This is a genomic window from Asticcacaulis sp. P2_B1, from assembly GCF_056404915.1.
The window spans coordinates 19,807-36,138 of record NZ_JBFUDD010000016.1 but is presented as its reverse complement, the minus strand read 5'-3'; the positions used below and the strand labels follow the sequence as shown (position 1 = coordinate 36,138).

The following is a 16,332-nucleotide window of genomic DNA, read 5'->3' as shown; positions in this document are numbered from 1 at the left end:
GGGTGCCTCATACCGGCACCTGTTGTCAGTCCTGAGCCAGGACGATGATCTTGTCTTGGGCGGTATAGGTATGCGTGCCTGATTTGGTTGGATTGATGACCACACCGCCCATATTGCGCGGATCGTCGGCGCCGGCGCGCACGCAGCGGTGACCGATGGCGACTTCACCACGGCGCCGCGCCGCTTCGGTGATCGTATAGAAGCTTACCGGCGTGCCGAGCGCGACATAGTCGGAGGCGTCGCGCATATAGATTTCGGAACCGTCTTCGTCGAGCAGATCGTCGAAAATCGCCGCCATGTTGCGATTTTCCGACGCCTGGGCCAGCATCAGGCTGATCAGCTTGTTGCTGACGACGAAATCGTCGGCGCGCGTGACTTCAGCGAGCTCGCGGTTGCGTACGTCGATCATTTCGCTGACGACGCTGATGTGACGCTTGGCCGATTCGGCAATTTTGCGGATATGCAGCAGGGTCACCAGGGTGCGGGTATCCGCGGGTTGCGGCGCCATGGTGTCGCTGTAGCCGAGCACGAGGACGTGGTCGAAGCCGGCTATGTCCAGGGCGTTGAGGGCGGCGCGGTTGCCTGTGTCGACAAGGCAGAATTCGAGTTTGAGATTCTCGCTGACCTTGATGTTGGGGTAGCCATGCAGCTCGGGTGTGTCGGCGGCGATGACCAGGACCGAGCCCTTGGCGACATAACGCGACAGTTCATGGGCAATGATGGCGCCGCGGCGGTTCCAACCCAGAATCAGGGTGCGCTCGGGTTTCTTTTCGATCGGAGCGGGTTGGGCGATGGCGGCCGGATCGGGTTCGGCGGGGGCGCTGAGGCGGATAGAGGCGTCGTCTTCGGCGATGATGATCAGCCGCTCATCGGCGGCTATGACGGTGTTCATGTCGGGGTTCAAATGCACGACGCCGGCGGTATTGCACAGGCCGATGGGCGTGCAGGATTCATAGGCGGCGACGATCTCGCCGAAGGTTTTGCCGACCGCAGCCGGTTGTTCCATCGTATAGATTTCGCAGCCGTCGAAATCGAGCAATTCCGAATAGACCGCCGACAAACCGGATTGACGGCTGCTGTGGACGACGATGCGGGCGATCAGGTCGTCGGCCAGGACGACTTGCAATTCGTCGCCGCCTATGGCGCGCGCCACCTCGACATTGGCGGCTTCGCGAATTTCCGCGGCGATCTGATACGGCGCCTGGCGCCGTTTTGGGTGGTTGACCAGAGCGAGGACGGACTTGATCACCTGGCTGTCGGGATCGTCGCCGTCGGGGGACAGGACGATGACGGAGCGGCAGGTTTGGGGGTTGACGATGTCGAGATCGTAGAGGTCCGTCGGATCGCCGGAGCGGCAGATAACACGCGTATTGCCGAGATCGGCCAACTTGGTCTTGATCTCGTCTTCCATCACGACCTTGTCGATATTGGCCAGGATAACGATCGACGGACGGCGGCGGCTGCGGTTGGCAACGACCAGTTCGGCAATGATATCGAAGATTGACGACGACCAGTTGAGAATGATGGTCTGGTCTTGCTCCAGCACACGCGAGCGGCCCTTGCGCAACTCGTCGAGTTTGCTTTCAATGCCGGAACTGAGCACGCCGATCAGGGCGGAGAAGACGAAGATGCCGCCGATCGTCACGGCAAGGGAGACCAGGCGGAAGGGCCAGCCGACATCGCCGCCGATCGTGCCGGCATCCATGGTGCGCATAAGGAATTGCCAGGCGCCTTCGACGAAGCCGAGCTTGTCGCCGCCGTCGGGGTGGATGCCGGTGACGACGAGCAGCGCGGCCGCCAGGACGATGATGAAGGCGGAAATGACAGCCAGCCAGCCGATCAGAGCGATCGGGCCGGCCGCCATGCTTTTGTCGAATGCGTAACGCAGGCGCTCGCGCAACCCATAAGAGCGATGTGGCATATTGTGTCCCCGGTCATGATGGGTACGCGACGCGACCCACTGTTACAGGGTTAGGGCCTACAGCAGTTCCCGATCCTCGCGCAAGGGGCGTCGTTATTTTATAGCGGCCGGGCGGCTTTTGAATTGGTTGAGCTTTTTCGCTCTATTTCGACCAAATCGGCGCGCCGTTGCCCGGCAGGCCCATCTCGGTCCACTTGGCCGAAACGCGGTCGATAACCGCCTGCTCCATATAGAGTTTCTCGCCCCATTCGCGGTGGGTTTCCGGCGGCCATTTGTTGGTGGCGTCGAGGCCGATTTTCGAACCGAGGCCCGATTCCGGCGAGGCGAAGTCGAGATAGTCGATCGGTGTGTTTTCGACCACGGTGATGTCGCGCGCTGGATCCATGCGCGTCGACAATGCCCACATGACGTCCTTCCAATCGCGGGCATTGATGTCGTCGTCGACCACGATAATCCATTTTGTGTACATGAATTGGCGCAGGTAGGACCAGGCGCCCATCATGATGCGCTTGGCATGGCCGGGATAGGCTTTCTTCATCGAGATGACGGCGATGCGGTAGGAGCAGCCTTCGGGCGGCAGCCAGAAATCGACGATTTCCGGGAACTGCTGCTGGATCAAGGGGATGAAGACCTCGTTCAGCGCTTCGCCGAGAACACTGGGCTCGTCGGGCGGACGGCCGGTAAAGGTCGAGAGATAGATGGGATCGCGGCGCATGGTGATGGCGCTGATCTTGAAGACCGGGAATTTTTCGACGGAGTTATAATAGCCGGTGTGGTCGCCATAGGGGCCTTCGTCGGCATAGTCGTCGAGCAGGACATGGCCTTCGAGAACGATTTCGGCGTGAGCCGGCACCAGCAGGGGCACGGTCTTGGCGGGGACCAACTCGGCTTTCTGGCCGCGCAACAGGCCTGCGAACTGATATTCGCTCAAGGTATCGGGCACGGGCGTGACGGCGGCGAGAATCAGGCCGGGATCGGCGCCCAGGACGGCGCAGGCGGGCAGGGGTTCGCGCTTGCCCTCTGCTTTCCAGCGGCGGTGATGTTGGGCGCCGCCGCGGTGGGCCAGCCAGCGCATGATGGTGGTGTCCTTGCTTAGCACCTGCATACGGTAGATGCCGAGATTATAGTCGTCCTCGCGCTTGTCCGATGGCCCCTTGGTGACGATCAGCGGCCAGGTGATGAGCGGCGCAGGTTCGCCGGGCCAGCAGCCCTGGATCGGCAGCTTGGTCAGGTCGATCTGATCACCCTTGAGCACGACTTCCTGCACCGGCGCGGTTTTCATCGTCTTGGGGCGCATGCTCATGACGGTCTTGGCGAGCGGCAGCATGTCCCAGGCGTCTTTGAGGCCGCGCGGCGGTTCCGGTTGGCGGAGGAAGGCCAGCAGTTCCCCGACTTCGCGCAAATCGGAGGGCAGGCTGCGTTCCTTGCCATCCATGGTGACGCCCATGGCGACTCTTTTGACGTTGCCGAACAGGTTGACCAGGACTGGCATAGGGGAGGGGGTGCCGTCGGCCAGGGTGACGTTTTCGAACAGGACGGCCGGGCCCTTGTCGCGCAGCAATCGCGTCTGGATCTCGGTCATTTCGAGATGGGTCGAGACGGGGGTTTTGACCCGCACCAGCTCGCCGGCGGCTTCCAGCTTCGTCATAAATTCGCGGAGGGATTTGTAGGCGGACATGCTGAGACTCTGATCGGTTGGATTGCGAGATGACATACGGGGGAAATGCTTTTAAGACCAGAGACAAACCGACGCAGCAAAGGGTTTGGACACGGATGGACGATAAGGCCGGCATGTTGGTTATCGGTGCGCGGTCGTTGATCGGTCGGAGGCTGCGGGAGATGGCGCCGGAAGCCGTGTTTACGTCACGCAAAGCGTTGGATGGTCGCAGCCTGGTCTTGGATACTGAGCATCCGGAGGCGTTTCAACCTGGAACGAAGTTCGACACGGTGATCATGTGTGCGCCGGTGTGGCTGATGACGGCCGATTTACTGGAACGCTTGTACTTGCTTGGCATGCGGCGGTTGGTGGCGTTTTCGTCGACCAGCGTTTCCACCAAGGGGGAGTCGGCCGAGCCTGCTGAGCGCGAGGTAGTGGCGAAGCTGTTGGGCGGTGAAAACGCGATCAAGGCGTTCTGCGCGGTCATGGGCGTGGCCTATACCATCCTGCGGCCGACCCTGATCTATGACGAAGGCCTCGATGAGAACGTATCGGCGATTGCCGCAACGATCCGCAAGTACGGATTTTTCCCGGTGTGTGGTCAGGCATCCGGGGTGCGGCAGCCGGTTCATGCGCTGGACCTGGCGGGAGCGGCTTTGCAGGTTGTCGGGGTGAAAGCAAGTTATAATAAAAGTTATAACTTAAGCGGCGGGGAGAAGTTGGCTTATCGCGATATGGTCATACGTGTGTTCAAAGCTATGGGAAAACAACCGTTTATCGTGGTTGTACCGGAAATTTTGTGGCGCCTGGGTTTTATCGTTCGCAACCTGCTTGCCCCGCGCAACGCGTTGAAGCGCAACATCCATATGGTGTTGCGGATGAACCAGGACTTGCGGTTCGATCATGGCGAGGCGACAAGGGACTTCGGTTATGCGCCTGGGAAGTTCGAACCGAAGTTTTAAAAAGGTCTTTTGCCGACGCTACTACCAACGCTGGCAGTCGGGCAGGAAACTCAGCGCTTCCATTTCATTTGCAGGCGCAGGATCTTGCCGGCATAGCGGGCCTGCCAGTCGGTCTTGTTGCCGGAGTTCTGCAGCTTATTGGCCGCGAACATCAGGACGGCACCGAAGCCAAGGCCAGTGGGGCTTTCCTGGACCAGGACGCAGTCGTCGAATTCGCCGATCTTGGTAAAGCGGCACTCGGCTGTGGCTTCACCGTCCTTGCCAGCGTCCTGCGCCGCTGCGGGATAGGAATTGCTCATCAAGGTGTTGAAATAGCCGGCCATGTCCTGGGTCAGGAAGCGCGGATCGACGCCGTCGACGGCGTAGAAGATGGTGTCGCGCGGGATCTTGGCTATGGTAATGATATTGGCGGCGAGATCCGAGCGTTTGACGTCAGGATGGCTGTCGAACCAGGCTTTTGCGTCGGCGTTGCCGTTACGCGCGGCGATATCGTAGAGCCGGGCGGCTTCTTTTGCATCGGCGTCGACGCCCTTGCCGGTGTCATAGGCCGCGGCCATGGCCATCACCGCCGGCATGGAACCGGTCTTGGCGGCCTTGCGGTTATAGTCGAAGGCGGTGGCGTCGTCTTCGGGGACGAGGTCGCCAGTGGCATAGATGGCGCCCAGCTTTTCCTGGGCCGGGCCGCTGCCACGATCGGCGGCATAGCCTAAATATTTCAACGCCATATCGCTGTTGGGCATGATGGTCAGGCCGTCGGCATAGGCCAGGCCGACGGCATAGATGGCCGGCAGATCGCCCTTGCGCGTCGCTTTCCAGCAATAGGGCAGGGCCTTTTGCCAATCGGGATCGACGGTCGGATCCTGGGTATAGGCATTGCAGATATAGGCGATGGCTTCGACGCGGCCCTGATCGGCGGCCTTTTCGGTCCACGCCAGCGCCTGGGCGAAATCGGGATTGACGCCGCGGCCGAGGCGATAGAACTGCGCCAGGTCGTATTGCGATTGGGCGTCGCCGGCCTCGGCCGCCTTGGCGATCCAACGGGCGCCTTCGGCCTCGTTCTTTTTCTGCTCGAGATCGCCGTTCATATAAGCCCAACCGAGTTGCGCCTCGGCCGTGACCTCGCCATCGGCGGCGCGTTTACTCAGGTCGGCGAAGATTTCCTTGGGCGTCGGCGCGAGATTGGCAATGGCGGGCGTAGCGGCGACGAAGACCGCAGCAAACATACCGAGAGACAGGCAGGTTTTACCCAACATGGACGCCTATTTATCCGACCAGACGGCCAGTTCATTACCGGATGGATCGCGAAATTGAAAGCGGCGGCCGCCGGGGAAGTCGAAAATCGCTGCGGTGATTTCGGCGCCTTGGTCGGTTACGGCCTCGAGCGAGGCTTCGAGATCGTCGCTATAGAGGATGACGAGCGGCTTGGCCGGGGCCGCCATGGGATCGGCCTGGAAACCGCTGTCGATCCCGGCATTGGTCGGCACGGTATAGTCGGGACCGTAATCCATGAATTCCCAGCCGAAGGCCTTGCTATAAAAGTCCTTCAGGGCCGAAGTATCGCCCGCTGGAAACTCGATATAGTCGATTTTGTGATGCGTCTTCATGGATTTAACCTCCAAACGCTGGCCGGTTTATGGGCGGCGTCCTCTATATCGGCATTGGTCAGAATATCGTAGTCCGCGACGCGGGTCAGGCCTGTCTTCGGGAAGTAGCTGCGATGCGGGTCGCCGATATAGACCTCGATACCTTGCTGAGCGGCGCGGCGAAAATATGTCAGCATGGCTTCGGTCATCGCTTTTTCGTAGCAGATGTCGCCGGCCAGGATGATATCGGCGTCGGGGAGCGGGCCAGCCAGCAGGTCGTCGCCGGTGAAGGACAGGGTGGCGTGGTTGAGGCCGCCATTGAGGGCGACGGCGGCGGCGCAATACGGATCGATGTCGTTGCACAGCACCGTGGTGGCGCCGGCCTGGAGGGCGGCTATGCCCACAAGGCCGGACCCGCAGGCGATATCGAGCACGCGGCGGCCGGCGACAAGCGATGGGTTTTCGAGGATGTAGCGGCCAAGCGCTTGGCCGCCTGACCAGGCAAACGCCCAGAACGGCGGGGCCAGGCGTTCGCGCGCCAGATCCCGTTCGGTCATCAGCCATAGAGGTGTGACCTCGTCAGCCTGGTAGAGCTGGATGGATGGGAGTGAGGGGACGGCTAAGGGGCGGGTATTGGCAACGATAAAATCCCTGTGTTCGGGTATGGCGGAGGCGGGGTTTTGGATGGAAACCAATTGGTTCTCCTTATGCCTCAGCACCTTGCTATCTCGCCTGGTCGCTGCCGGGATCGGGCAGGGCGACGTCCTTGACGGCATCGCCGGCGAATTGGTCGGCATAGTCCGGGGCGATCAGGCCCTGAAGCTGCGCCTGCGGGACGCGGATTTCGTACGGCCCTTCGGCATAAGGAGCAATCTCGGACGGCGCGAACAGGGCGTCGATGGCGCCGATCTTGCCGGAGACGGTCGAGGGAATCAGGATGATATGGCTATCGGCGATCTTGGGGCAGGAGAGGCCGTCATTGGCCTGGCTGACCGGTTGTCCGGCGCGTTTGGAGCGTTCGGCCTCGATCTGTTTACAAACGTAGGTGTCGACACCGCGCAGGTCGGCGCCGGAAGCGAAGAGCTTGCCGGTATTGATAAGGTCCTTGGCGGTTTTGTCCCATAGAAGGGCCTGGAAGGTGCTGTTGGGGTGGGCGCCGCCCTGGAAGTCGTCTTCCTCCGCATAGAGGGACAGGAAGCGCGGGCTTTGGGCCGAGATTTTCCAGCTGATGGCATGGGAGTAGGCGGGGACGTCGATGCCGTCGGCGCTTTGTTCGGCGCGGTCCTTATGGGCGGCGTCGATAAAGGTGGTCAGGGTCTGGACGCCGTCATTGTAGAGGCGGGTATGCAGGTCGGGGTAAAGCTTGATCGGTTCGGGCAGGGTCAGGCTGACCTGGGCGTCAGGGTCGCTCTTGGCGAAGCCCAGCGGTGCCACGGTCGCCGGCGGCGTATTGCTGGCGGTCTTTTTGTCCTTCTTGTGGTCGCAGGCGCCGAGCGCCAGGACGGCCAGGCTTAGAAGCGCCAGACTGGGGACAAATATCGACTTCGTGTGCGCCATAGGGCTACCTTAAAAGCTGATGTTCAAAAGCTGACAATCAAAAGCTGACATGAGCGACCAGAAGGCTGAAGAGCCAAAGCAGGCCGGCGGTACGGTTGGATTTGAACAGGTTAAGGGCCAGGCCGTTGTCCCCGAGTCGCAGCCGCAGAACCTGCATGACAAGATGCGCACTCACCAGCAAAAGTCCACCGAAAAACAGCCCTGAGACGTGCGCTGCCATGCCTGCTGTTGCCGTAAGGACAACAGCGATGGCGTAGAAGACGGCGATGCCGGGGCGGGTGCGGTCGCCCAGCGCTCGAGCGCTCGATTTGACGCCGATCATGGCGTCGTCCTCGATGTCTTGCAGGGCGTAGATGGTATCGTAGCCGATCGTCCAGAAGATCAGGCCGATATAGAAGACGACGGCGGGCCAGGTAAGCGTGCCGGCCACGGCGGCGACGCCCATGGGAAAGCCCCAGTTGAAGGTGATGCCGAGCCAGGCCTGGGGCCACCAGGTAATGCGCTTCATGAAGGGATAGGCGGCGACGAGGCCGAGCGAGACGAAGCCCAGTATGATGGCGAGGGTGCCGAGTTGAATGAGGATGCCGAGGCTGATTAGCGAACAGAGGGCGACGAAAAGCAGGGCTTGCTTCGGGCTGATCTGGCCGGCGGGAATAGGGCGGGAGCGCGTGCGCTCGACCTGGGCGTCGAAATCGCGATCGACGAAATCGTTATAGGCACAGCCAGCGGCGCGCATCAGGGCTGAGCCGATGGCGAAGAGCAGGAGCTTGTAGAACGGGAAATCGTGGAGGTCGCCGGTGGCGAAAGCCAGGCCCATGGCACCCGGCAGAAAGAGCAGCCAGATACCGATGGGACGGTCGAAACGGCCCAGGCGCAGCCAAGGCCGCAGAGGCGGAGGGGCGTAGCGATCCACCCAGTTGAGGGCGGCGGCATCGGGGAGAGGGGCAGCGGACTCGGTCATGGCGGTGGTTTAAGCCGCGTTAAGCTAAAGGTCGAGGGGGAAATGCGGTTTTGGTCTTGAAGCGCCGGCGCTTCTGGTTGGCTTTAAGTAAGAGGTTTATCCACAGATTAGCACAGATAAGTGGGACGCTACCGCGTCCCTGCCGTGGCACGGCCGGTTGGTGTCGATGGTCGTGCCGACGACTTATCAACGCTGAGCTTGTCAATACCCTAAGAGGGTAAGCCGGCAGATGCGGTCATTCTTTTGCGCTCAAAAGTTCGACGACCGCTTGCTGGTCTACGCCTAAGAGGTCGGCGATTTCGGCGTAAGTGATACTCGGCCTTTCTCGTTTCAGGTCGTGAGCCGTCCAGATTAAGGAACGCGAAAACGGATCGGCAAAGCGACAGGCCTTGCCGAGTTGAAGACCGTGTTTGAGAACGCTTTCGTAGCTCAGAAAATCAGCGGGCCATGAGTGACGCTCGATTATATCGCGCACCTCTTCGTCGTTGAGTCTTTTGAGGAAGTAATCGTCGTAGATGCGCTCTTCCGCGGCCATCACCCAGTATTGTCCACAGGTCTTGCAGCGCTCCAGCGACAGCCACCAGAGGGGCGTGCTGTGGCGATGGACTTCACAAACACTGGCAAAAAATCTCTTTTCCTGGCCATCCATTCCCATGGGAATGATGGCTTTATCGGCTACAGCCAGGCATTCGCAGGTAAGCGCCGGGCGAAGCAGGGCCTCCAAATCACGAGAAATATCAGCAATGACGAAAGGTTTGCGATAGTCGGCGGATAGCAGTACGAGGCTTAGTTCCGGGCCTAAAAGGGCCTCCGGTGCAGTATGAGCGTAAAGCCAGGCTTCGAACTCGGGAACCTCAAGATCGCCACGGACAAATCGCCAGAGGGTTTCGTGTTCAATAGCGTTCATGGGCAAGGTTTATCGTTTTTCGCCAAGCCAAACCAGCGCCAATTGCGACCTGAAGGTTTGCAAGGAAGGGGAGGAAGTGGGAGCCGCGTCCCCGCCTGAGCTTAGCGTGAACCGGCGTTCGAGAGCGTCAGTTTCGGGTCCAGGGCCTGCGGCCCTGGTTAAGGAAATTTAATTTTTCGGGTTTGGCCTTTATTACGTCGCGGAAATGGGCAAGTGTCGGCGTCTGAATTTGGAGCCGTCATCTATGTCGCTGAAAAAGCCGTTCGTTTCCGCCCTGATCATTGTCGCCCTTTGTACGACGGCCTTGACGCCGATCGGAGCCTGGGCCCAGAGCTTTACGCCGCAGACGCCGGACGTCAGCCAGGGGCTCGATTTCGCGCAGAACCATTCCGACATCAAGCCGGATCCGGCGGTGCGCTTCGGCAAGCTGCCCAACGGCATGACCTATATCATCATGCGCAATGCGACGCCGCCGGGGACGGCCAGTATGCGGTTGCGCATCAATGGCGGCTCGATGATGGAGAATGACAGCCAGCAGGGTCTGGCGCACTTTTTAGAGCACATGGCGTTCAACGGTTCCAAGAACGTGCCCGAAGGCGACATGATCAAGATTTTGGAGCGCCACGGCTTGGCATTCGGGCCGGACACCAATGCGCATACCGGTTTCGGCGAGACGGTCTATGAGCTGGACCTGCCGCAGGTCGGCGACGACGATGTCGATACGGGGCTATTTTTGCTGCGCGAGACGGCGGGCAATCTGACCCTGGACGACGGGGCGATCGACCGCGAGCGCGGGGTGATTTTGGGCGAGGAGCGCACCAGCGCCAGCCCGGGACTGCGCGCCTATATGAAGTGGTCGGCCGACAGCTTCGGCGATCAGGTCTATCCGCATCGTCTGCCGATCGGCAAGGTCGATGTGATCAATACGGCGAAGCGCGATCGGTTCGTCGATTTCTACACCAATTTCTATCGCCCGGAGCAGTCGACCCTGGTGGTTGTCGGCGATCTCGATCCGGATGCCGTCGAAGCCAAGATCAAGGCCAAGTTTTCCGATTGGAAGCCGGCGGCCGGGCCGATCCGCGTCACGGATTTCGGCGCCTATAAGCCCAAGGGGCTGATGGCGGATACCTATGTCGAGTCCGGGTTGCGCGACAGTATCAGCATGACGTGGGAACAGCCGATCGATAATCATTACGATACGCTGGCCAAGTCGGCCGAGGACCTGAAGGATTCGATCCGCCTGGCCATCGTGAACGATCGGTTGGACCGCCAGTCGAAGCTGGCCGAGACCAGTTTTGCGGTGGCGGGTGTCGGACACGGCGATATCGAACATACGTCGACAGAAACGCAGCTGGATATCACGCCCAAGCCCGGCAAGGACAAGGCGGCGCTGACCGAGGCCTATACGACGGTGCGTCAGTTCGTCGAGTTCGGCGCCGATCAATCGGAACTGGACCGGATACTGACCAATTACGAGGCGGCCTATAAGGCGGCGTTGCAGGGCGAAAAGACGCGCGCCAATCGTTCGGTGGCCGAGGGGTTGGTCGATTCGGTGGCGGAAAACGATGTGTTTACGTCGCCGACCCAGGACTATGCCTATTTCCAGCAGTTGAAGCCGTCCCTGACCCTGGCGGCGATCAATGAGGGCATCAAGCCTTTGTTCAGCGGCGACGGCCCGTTCCTGTGGCACGAAAATACCGAGCTGGGCGATCTGGACAAACAGGGATTGCTCGACACCTATAATGCCGTGCAGTCGGCGAAGATGACGGCCGCCGAAGCGCGCGCCGACAAGCCGTGGCCCTATACCGAGTTCGGCAAGGCGTCGGCCGTGGTCAAGCGGGTGGAACTGAAGGACATCGGGGTCACGCAGCTGACCTATGCCAATGGTGTCGTGGCGACGATCAAGCCGACCAAGTTCAAGGAGGACGAGGTCAACGTGACGGTGAGCTTTGCCGGCGGACTGAAGGCGCTGTCGCCGGCCGCCAATCCGCCGGTGTTCGCGGCGACGGCGGGCGATATTTTCGATGGCGGTTTGGGCAAGCTGACGGCGTCGGAAGCCAAGGACAGCCTGACCGGCAAGATTGTCGGCGTCAGCTATGGTTTGGGCGAGGACGCGGCGACCTTGTCCGGCGGTACGACGCATGGCGATTTCGCCACCGAAATGCAGGTTTTGATGGCTTTCACGACCGATGCCGGCTATCGCGCCGACGCCTTCGAGCGTTTGAAGTCGTTCATTCCGAGCTACTATACCCAGCTCAATTCATCGCCCCAGGGTGTGTTCCAGATGAATTACGGCAAGATCATGCATGCGGGCGATCCGCGCTTTGTCATGCCGAGCCAGGACGATTTCCTCAAGACCAGTAATGATCAGGTCAAGGCCTTGATCGATCGTCAATTGAAGACAGGCCCGGTCGAGGTCACGATCGTCGGCGATATCACCGAGGCCGAGGCCGAGCTGGAAATCGCCAAGACCTTCGCGACGTTACCGCCGCGCAAGGACACGCCGTTGCCGGCGGACGGTCCGGTGGTCAAGTTCCCGACGACGAACCTGACCCAGGTGTTCGAACATCATGGCCGCGCCGACCAGGACCAGAGCTTTATTGCCTGGCCGACCGGCGACCTGTTCTCAGATATGCAAAGGGCGCGGACAGCGCAATTGCTGTCGGATGTCCTTACCTTGCGGTTGACGGACGTGGTGCGTGAAAAGCTGGGCATCGCCTATAGCCCCTATGCCACCAGTTCGGCGTCGCTGGCCTTCAAGGGCTATGGTTATATTGCGGCTTCGGCCGGGGTGAAGCCGGAGAACGACCAGGCGTTTTATGACGCCGTGGCGGCGATCGTCGCCGATCTCAAGGCCAATCCGATMAGCGACGACGAACTGTTGCGGGCGCGCAAGCCGGAGCTGGACCGTCTGGCCAATGACGTGACGACCAATGCATATTGGGCCGGCGTCTTGCCGGGCACGGCGCGCGATCCGCGCCGTATCGAGGCGATCCGGACACGCAAGGTTCAGTTGATGGCGGTGACACCGGCGGACCTGCAGAAGCTGGCGGTGGATTATCTCGACATGGCCAAGGCTGTGCGTATTCAGGTCAAGCCGGCAGCCGATGCGACGCCGGTCGATCCTTCGGCTCCGGCAGAGCCCGCGGCACAATAGGACTACGGTTTTTCGAGTGTGGGCTTGCCTTCGGAGGCGATCGCAGCCCTCGTGGCCTTGACGCGATCGCTTTCGCTTAATGCGCGGGGCCGGTTGTTGCCGGTTTCCAGCAGCTTTTCGTCCGTGCCTTCAGGCGGGAAGGGATCGGCATGGCCGGCGTTGGCTTGATGTTCGCCGGTTCGCGCGACCTCTATGGCCGTGTCTTGGGGCTTGGTGTTATGGCTGTCGTTCATGATCGCCTCCTGCGCCCTAATGTAGCGGCGTAAGCATAAGAAGCGCGTTGCCAATTTCACCCCACATTGCAAACAGCCGGTAAGCCGGTTCGGCAAAAACCCCGTCTGCGGATGCAGGCGGGGTTTTGCATTAGCGCCGCCGGAAATGGCCGGGCAAGGCGCAAAAGCGGTCGATACGGTACGAATTTGTGGTATAATTGATACATTTTAAATCATCGTATACAATATCATATTCATTCGTATACGATACGTTTGACTCTCCCGATCATCCCTGCTTCACATTGTTGTCATGTTTCGCAAGCGCGAAATTGGTCATTTTTTGTGTTTGTTGTGTGAAAAGGGATAAATATGTCTAAGACGTACAAACTTCATGCCTTTAGATGCGGTGCAGCATTGGCGGCCATGATGGCGGGCTTGATGTCCACGGGCGCCTACGCCGAAGAAACGGCGCCTGCCGCTTCGCCCGAGCCGGCTGCGGACTCGCCGACTGAAGTCGTCGTCACTGGCACACGCATCAAACGCCCCAATCTGAAGAGCTCGAGCCCGATTACCTCGATGGATTCGAAAGAGGTCCAGCTGCAAGGCGCCCTGCAGATCGAAAACGCGCTTAACCGCCTGCCGCAATTCCTGGCCGACGCCAATGAAAACGTCTCGAACGGTTCCAACGGCACGGCGCAGGTCAATCTGCGCGGCCTGGGTTCCAGCCGCAACCTGGTCCTGATCGACGGCCAGCGCTTCCTGCCGACCGAGGCGGTCGATCTGAACTTCATCCCGTCCTACATGGTCGAACGTACCGACATTCTCACCGGTGGGGCGTCGTCGGTCTACGGCTCGGACGCCATTTCCGGCGTCGTCAACTTCGTCATGAAGAAGGATTTGGACGGTTTCCGCGTCGATGCCCAGGTTGGCGGTGCGCAAACCAATAACGACAATACGGCCCTGCGCACCCTAGTCGGCGACCGCGGCTTCGATGTGGCGCCGGCGAATGTCTGGGATGGCGCCAAGGAGAACTTCAACCTGGCCTATGGCAAGAATTTCGGCGACGGCCGGGGTAATATCACCGCCTATGCCGGCTATTTCCATGCCGACGCCGTCACCGAAGCCAGCCGCGACTATTCCGCCTGCGCGCTTGGCCTCGACGACACCGCGGCTTCGGGCTTCTTCTGCGGCGGTTCGTCGAACAGCGCCTATGGCCGTTTCATTCTGCTCAGCGGGGACAATTCCGGCTCGAGCTACGCCAACAATCCGGACGGCAGCAAGTCCTTCGTGCCGTGGTCGAGCGCCTACCAGTTCAACTATGCGCCGACCAACTATATCCAGCGTTCCGATAATCGCGTGACGGCCGGCGCCTTTGCGCACTACGATTTCAGCGACAAGTTCCAGCTGTACGGCAGCGTCATGCTGATGCAGGATCACACCTATTCCCAGATCGCGCCCAGCGCCATCTGGCTGGGGACGACCTTCGACATCAATTGCGATAACCCGCTAATGAGCGACGCGCAAAAGACGACGATCTGCGGCTCGACCACCTCCACCGACACGGCTCAGTCCCTGATCGGTTACCGCATGGCCAATTCCGGCCTGCCGCGCCGTGACGACCTGATCCACAAGGACGCCCGCCTCAATATCGGCTTCAAAGGCGACCTGACCGACAATATTTCCTACGATGTCAGCTACATCCAGTCGGCGATGTTCTATAACGAAACCTTCCTGAACGACATCAACCAGGAGAAGGCCGCCAAGGCCTTGCTGGTCAAGACCGTCGGCGGCGTCGCCACATGCGAGTCGGTGATCGACGGTACGGATCCGGACTGCGTGCCGGTCGATATCTTCTCGACCGCCGGGCCTTCGGCGGAGTCGCTGGCCTATCTCTCCGACCCCAGCGAGACGCGCGATACCCAGCGCCTGAACGTCCTCAGCGCCAATATCAATGCCGATCTGACGAAGTACGGCATCAAGTCGCCCTGGGCCGACGACGGCCTGGCCGTTGCCTTCGGTGCCGATCGCCGCATCGAGACCCTGAACTTCGTCGCCAGCGAACTGGCCCTGCAGAACGGCTCGCAAAACTCGGACGGCTACACCGAAAGCAAGGAAGCCTATACCGAACTCAACTTCCCCATCATCCAGGACAAGCCGTTCGTCAAATCCTGGCTGATCGACGGCGCCTACCGCTACACCAAGTACGCCGCCCATTCCTCGCTCTATGAGTCGCCGGAAAAGACCCTGGAGACCTACAAGATCGAAACCCAGTACGCGCCGGACAATAATGTCATGTTCCGCGCCAGCTTCAACGTTGCGTCGCGCGCGCCGAACATTTCCGAGCTGTTCACCCAGCAGGGCCAGAGCCTGTTCTCCGGCCAGGATCCTTGCGGTTCCGCCATGACGGCTACCCAGGCCCAATGCGAATTGTCCGGCGTCACGGCGAGCCAGTACGGCAGCGCCGTCCTCGATTGCCCCGCCGACCAGTGCAATTACCAGTATGGTGGCAATCCGAACCTGGACCCGGAAAAGGCCAAGACGCTCACCGTCGGCGTGGTTTATACGCCGACCTATATCAGCGGCCTCAGCGTCAGCCTCGACTATTTCAAGATCAAGGTCGACGACTATATCGGCATTGTCGATCCGTCGTTCAGCCTGGATCAGTGCCTAACGACCGGCAGCAGCTTCTATTGCGGCATGGTCCATCGCAGCTCGATCGGCCTTATCTACGGCACGGACGGCTATATCGTCGCTACCAACGTCAATACGGGCTATCTGAAGACCTCGGGTGTCGACCTGACCGCCGATTATCTGTGGCACAGCCCGATCGGCAAGCTCGCCTTCTCGTTTGGCGGTTCCTACCTGATCGATCAGATTACCCAGCCCCTGCCGGGTGTCGACACCTATGACTGCAAGGGGCATTACGGCGATGTCTGCGGCGATCCGCGTCCGGAATGGCGCCACAATCTGCGCACCACCTGGTCGGTGCCGAACAGCCCTGCCACGGTTTCGCTGAACTGGCGTTACACCGGTTCCGTGACGCTGTCGGAGCCGCTGGGCTCGGTTAACGACAAGATCGACGCCTATAATTATTTCGATCTGGCGGCGACCTATACCCTGAAAGACCGTTACAAGCTGCGCGCCGGCATCAACAACATGTTCGACAAGACGGCGCCTGCCATCGCGTCGGACGTTCTGACAGGCTTCCAAAATGGCAACACCTATCCCGGCATCTATGATCCGTTGGGCCGTACCCTGTTTATCGGCCTGACCGCCGACTTCTAAATATTATTGCGCCATCCAAAAGGTCGGAATCGATTTTTTGGGTGGCGCTCCGGGCAACCCTTCTCCGGGGTGAAACTTCAGTACGGCGGCCGTTTTCGCTCCGGTTGCCGTACTTTTTTATGTGCGGGTG

The 16,332-nt window shown here is 60.3% G+C and carries 12 protein-coding genes; 3 read left to right on the top strand and 9 right to left on the bottom strand.

Annotated features, from left to right (window positions below):
* Positions 1-25: 25 nt before the first annotated feature.
* Together AC1DX3_RS21920 and AC1DX3_RS21915 are read right to left on the bottom strand one after the other, a co-directional pair.
* Positions 26-1,921, bottom strand: a complete 1,896-nt coding sequence (locus tag AC1DX3_RS21920) for a CASTOR/POLLUX-related putative ion channel (RefSeq protein ID WP_476991481.1) — start codon at positions 1,919-1,921, stop codon at positions 26-28.
* 142 nt (positions 1,922-2,063) lie between these two features.
* A complete protein-coding gene (locus tag AC1DX3_RS21915; RefSeq protein ID WP_476991480.1) occupies positions 2,064-3,599 on the bottom strand; it encodes a UbiD family decarboxylase in 1,536 nt (511 codons plus the stop codon).
* A 95-nt stretch (positions 3,600-3,694) separates the two neighbouring features.
* On the opposite strand from AC1DX3_RS21915, the gene AC1DX3_RS21910 reads away from it, so the two are divergent.
* Complete coding sequence (locus AC1DX3_RS21910) at positions 3,695-4,540, top strand: NAD-dependent epimerase/dehydratase family protein (protein WP_476991479.1); 846 nt, start codon at positions 3,695-3,697, stop codon at positions 4,538-4,540.
* Between the two features lie 50 nt (positions 4,541-4,590).
* Here the strand turns inward: AC1DX3_RS21910 and AC1DX3_RS21905 are convergent, their stop codons facing one another.
* From AC1DX3_RS21905 to AC1DX3_RS21880, 6 genes are all read right to left on the bottom strand, one after another.
* On the bottom strand, positions 4,591-5,793 hold the full coding sequence (locus AC1DX3_RS21905) for a tetratricopeptide repeat protein (RefSeq protein ID WP_476991478.1): 1,203 nt from the start codon (positions 5,791-5,793) through the stop codon (positions 4,591-4,593).
* 6 nt (positions 5,794-5,799) lie between these two features.
* Complete coding sequence (locus AC1DX3_RS21900; protein WP_476991477.1) at positions 5,800-6,144, bottom strand: VOC family protein; 345 nt, start codon at positions 6,142-6,144, stop codon at positions 5,800-5,802.
* Positions 6,141-6,818 carry a class I SAM-dependent methyltransferase gene (locus AC1DX3_RS21895; RefSeq protein WP_476991476.1) on the bottom strand — a complete coding sequence of 226 codons (678 nt, stop codon included), beginning with the start codon at positions 6,816-6,818 and terminating at the stop codon, positions 6,141-6,143. Before AC1DX3_RS21895 ends, AC1DX3_RS21900 begins: the two co-directional genes overlap by 4 nt.
* 28 nt (positions 6,819-6,846) lie before the next feature.
* Positions 6,847-7,680: a DUF3298 and DUF4163 domain-containing protein gene (locus AC1DX3_RS21890; protein WP_476991475.1), complete on the bottom strand. Its 834-nt coding sequence runs from the start codon at positions 7,678-7,680 to the stop codon at positions 6,847-6,849.
* A gap of 37 nt (positions 7,681-7,717) precedes the next feature.
* Positions 7,718-8,641: a 4-hydroxybenzoate octaprenyltransferase gene (gene ubiA / locus AC1DX3_RS21885; RefSeq protein ID WP_476991474.1), complete on the bottom strand. Its 924-nt coding sequence runs from the start codon at positions 8,639-8,641 to the stop codon at positions 7,718-7,720.
* Positions 8,642-8,876: 235 nt separating this feature from the next.
* On the bottom strand, positions 8,877-9,548 hold the full coding sequence (locus tag AC1DX3_RS21880) for a hypothetical protein (RefSeq protein WP_476991473.1): 672 nt from the start codon (positions 9,546-9,548) through the stop codon (positions 8,877-8,879).
* A 244-nt stretch (positions 9,549-9,792) separates the two neighbouring features.
* Here AC1DX3_RS21880 and AC1DX3_RS21875 point away from each other — a divergent pair, with 244 nt between their 5' ends.
* Positions 9,793-12,705 (top strand): M16 family metallopeptidase, encoded by a 2,913-nt coding sequence (locus AC1DX3_RS21875; protein ID WP_476991472.1) that lies wholly within the window; start codon positions 9,793-9,795, stop codon positions 12,703-12,705.
* Between the two features lie 2 nt (positions 12,706-12,707).
* On the opposite strand, the gene AC1DX3_RS21870 is transcribed toward AC1DX3_RS21875, so the two are convergent.
* Entirely contained in the window at positions 12,708-12,938 is a 231-nt protein-coding gene (locus tag AC1DX3_RS21870) for a hypothetical protein (RefSeq protein WP_476991471.1), read from the bottom strand.
* Positions 12,939-13,355: 417 nt separating this feature from the next.
* On the opposite strand from AC1DX3_RS21870, the gene AC1DX3_RS21865 reads away from it, so the two are divergent.
* Entirely contained in the window at positions 13,356-16,202 is a 2,847-nt protein-coding gene (locus AC1DX3_RS21865; RefSeq protein WP_476991470.1) for a TonB-dependent receptor domain-containing protein, read from the top strand.
* Positions 16,203-16,332 lie beyond the last annotated feature (130 nt).

What these genes read in the sequence shown, in the direction of transcription:
- AC1DX3_RS21905 (WP_476991478.1), bottom strand. Translation starts at nt 5,793, where the DNA reads ATGTTGGGTAAAACCTGCCTGTCTCTCGGTATGTTTGCTGCGGTCTTC.
- ubiA (WP_476991474.1), bottom strand. Translation starts at nt 8,641, where the DNA reads ATGACCGAGTCCGCTGCCCCTCTCCCCGATGCCGCCGCCCTCAACTGG.
- AC1DX3_RS21880 (WP_476991473.1), bottom strand. Translation starts at nt 9,548, where the DNA reads ATGAACGCTATTGAACACGAAACCCTCTGGCGATTTGTCCGTGGCGAT.
- AC1DX3_RS21890 (WP_476991475.1), bottom strand. Translation starts at nt 7,680, where the DNA reads ATGGCGCACACGAAGTCGATATTTGTCCCCAGTCTGGCGCTTCTAAGC.
- AC1DX3_RS21865 (WP_476991470.1), top strand. Translation starts at nt 13,356, where the DNA reads ATGTCCACGGGCGCCTACGCCGAAGAAACGGCGCCTGCCGCTTCGCCC.
- AC1DX3_RS21915 (WP_476991480.1), bottom strand. Translation starts at nt 3,599, where the DNA reads ATGTCCGCCTACAAATCCCTCCGCGAATTTATGACGAAGCTGGAAGCC.
- AC1DX3_RS21910 (WP_476991479.1), top strand. Translation starts at nt 3,695, where the DNA reads ATGGACGATAAGGCCGGCATGTTGGTTATCGGTGCGCGGTCGTTGATC.
- AC1DX3_RS21920 (WP_476991481.1), bottom strand. Translation starts at nt 1,921, where the DNA reads ATGCCACATCGCTCTTATGGGTTGCGCGAGCGCCTGCGTTACGCATTC.
- AC1DX3_RS21870 (WP_476991471.1), bottom strand. Translation starts at nt 12,938, where the DNA reads ATGAACGACAGCCATAACACCAAGCCCCAAGACACGGCCATAGAGGTC.
- AC1DX3_RS21900 (WP_476991477.1), bottom strand. Translation starts at nt 6,144, where the DNA reads ATGAAGACGCATCACAAAATCGACTATATCGAGTTTCCAGCGGGCGAT.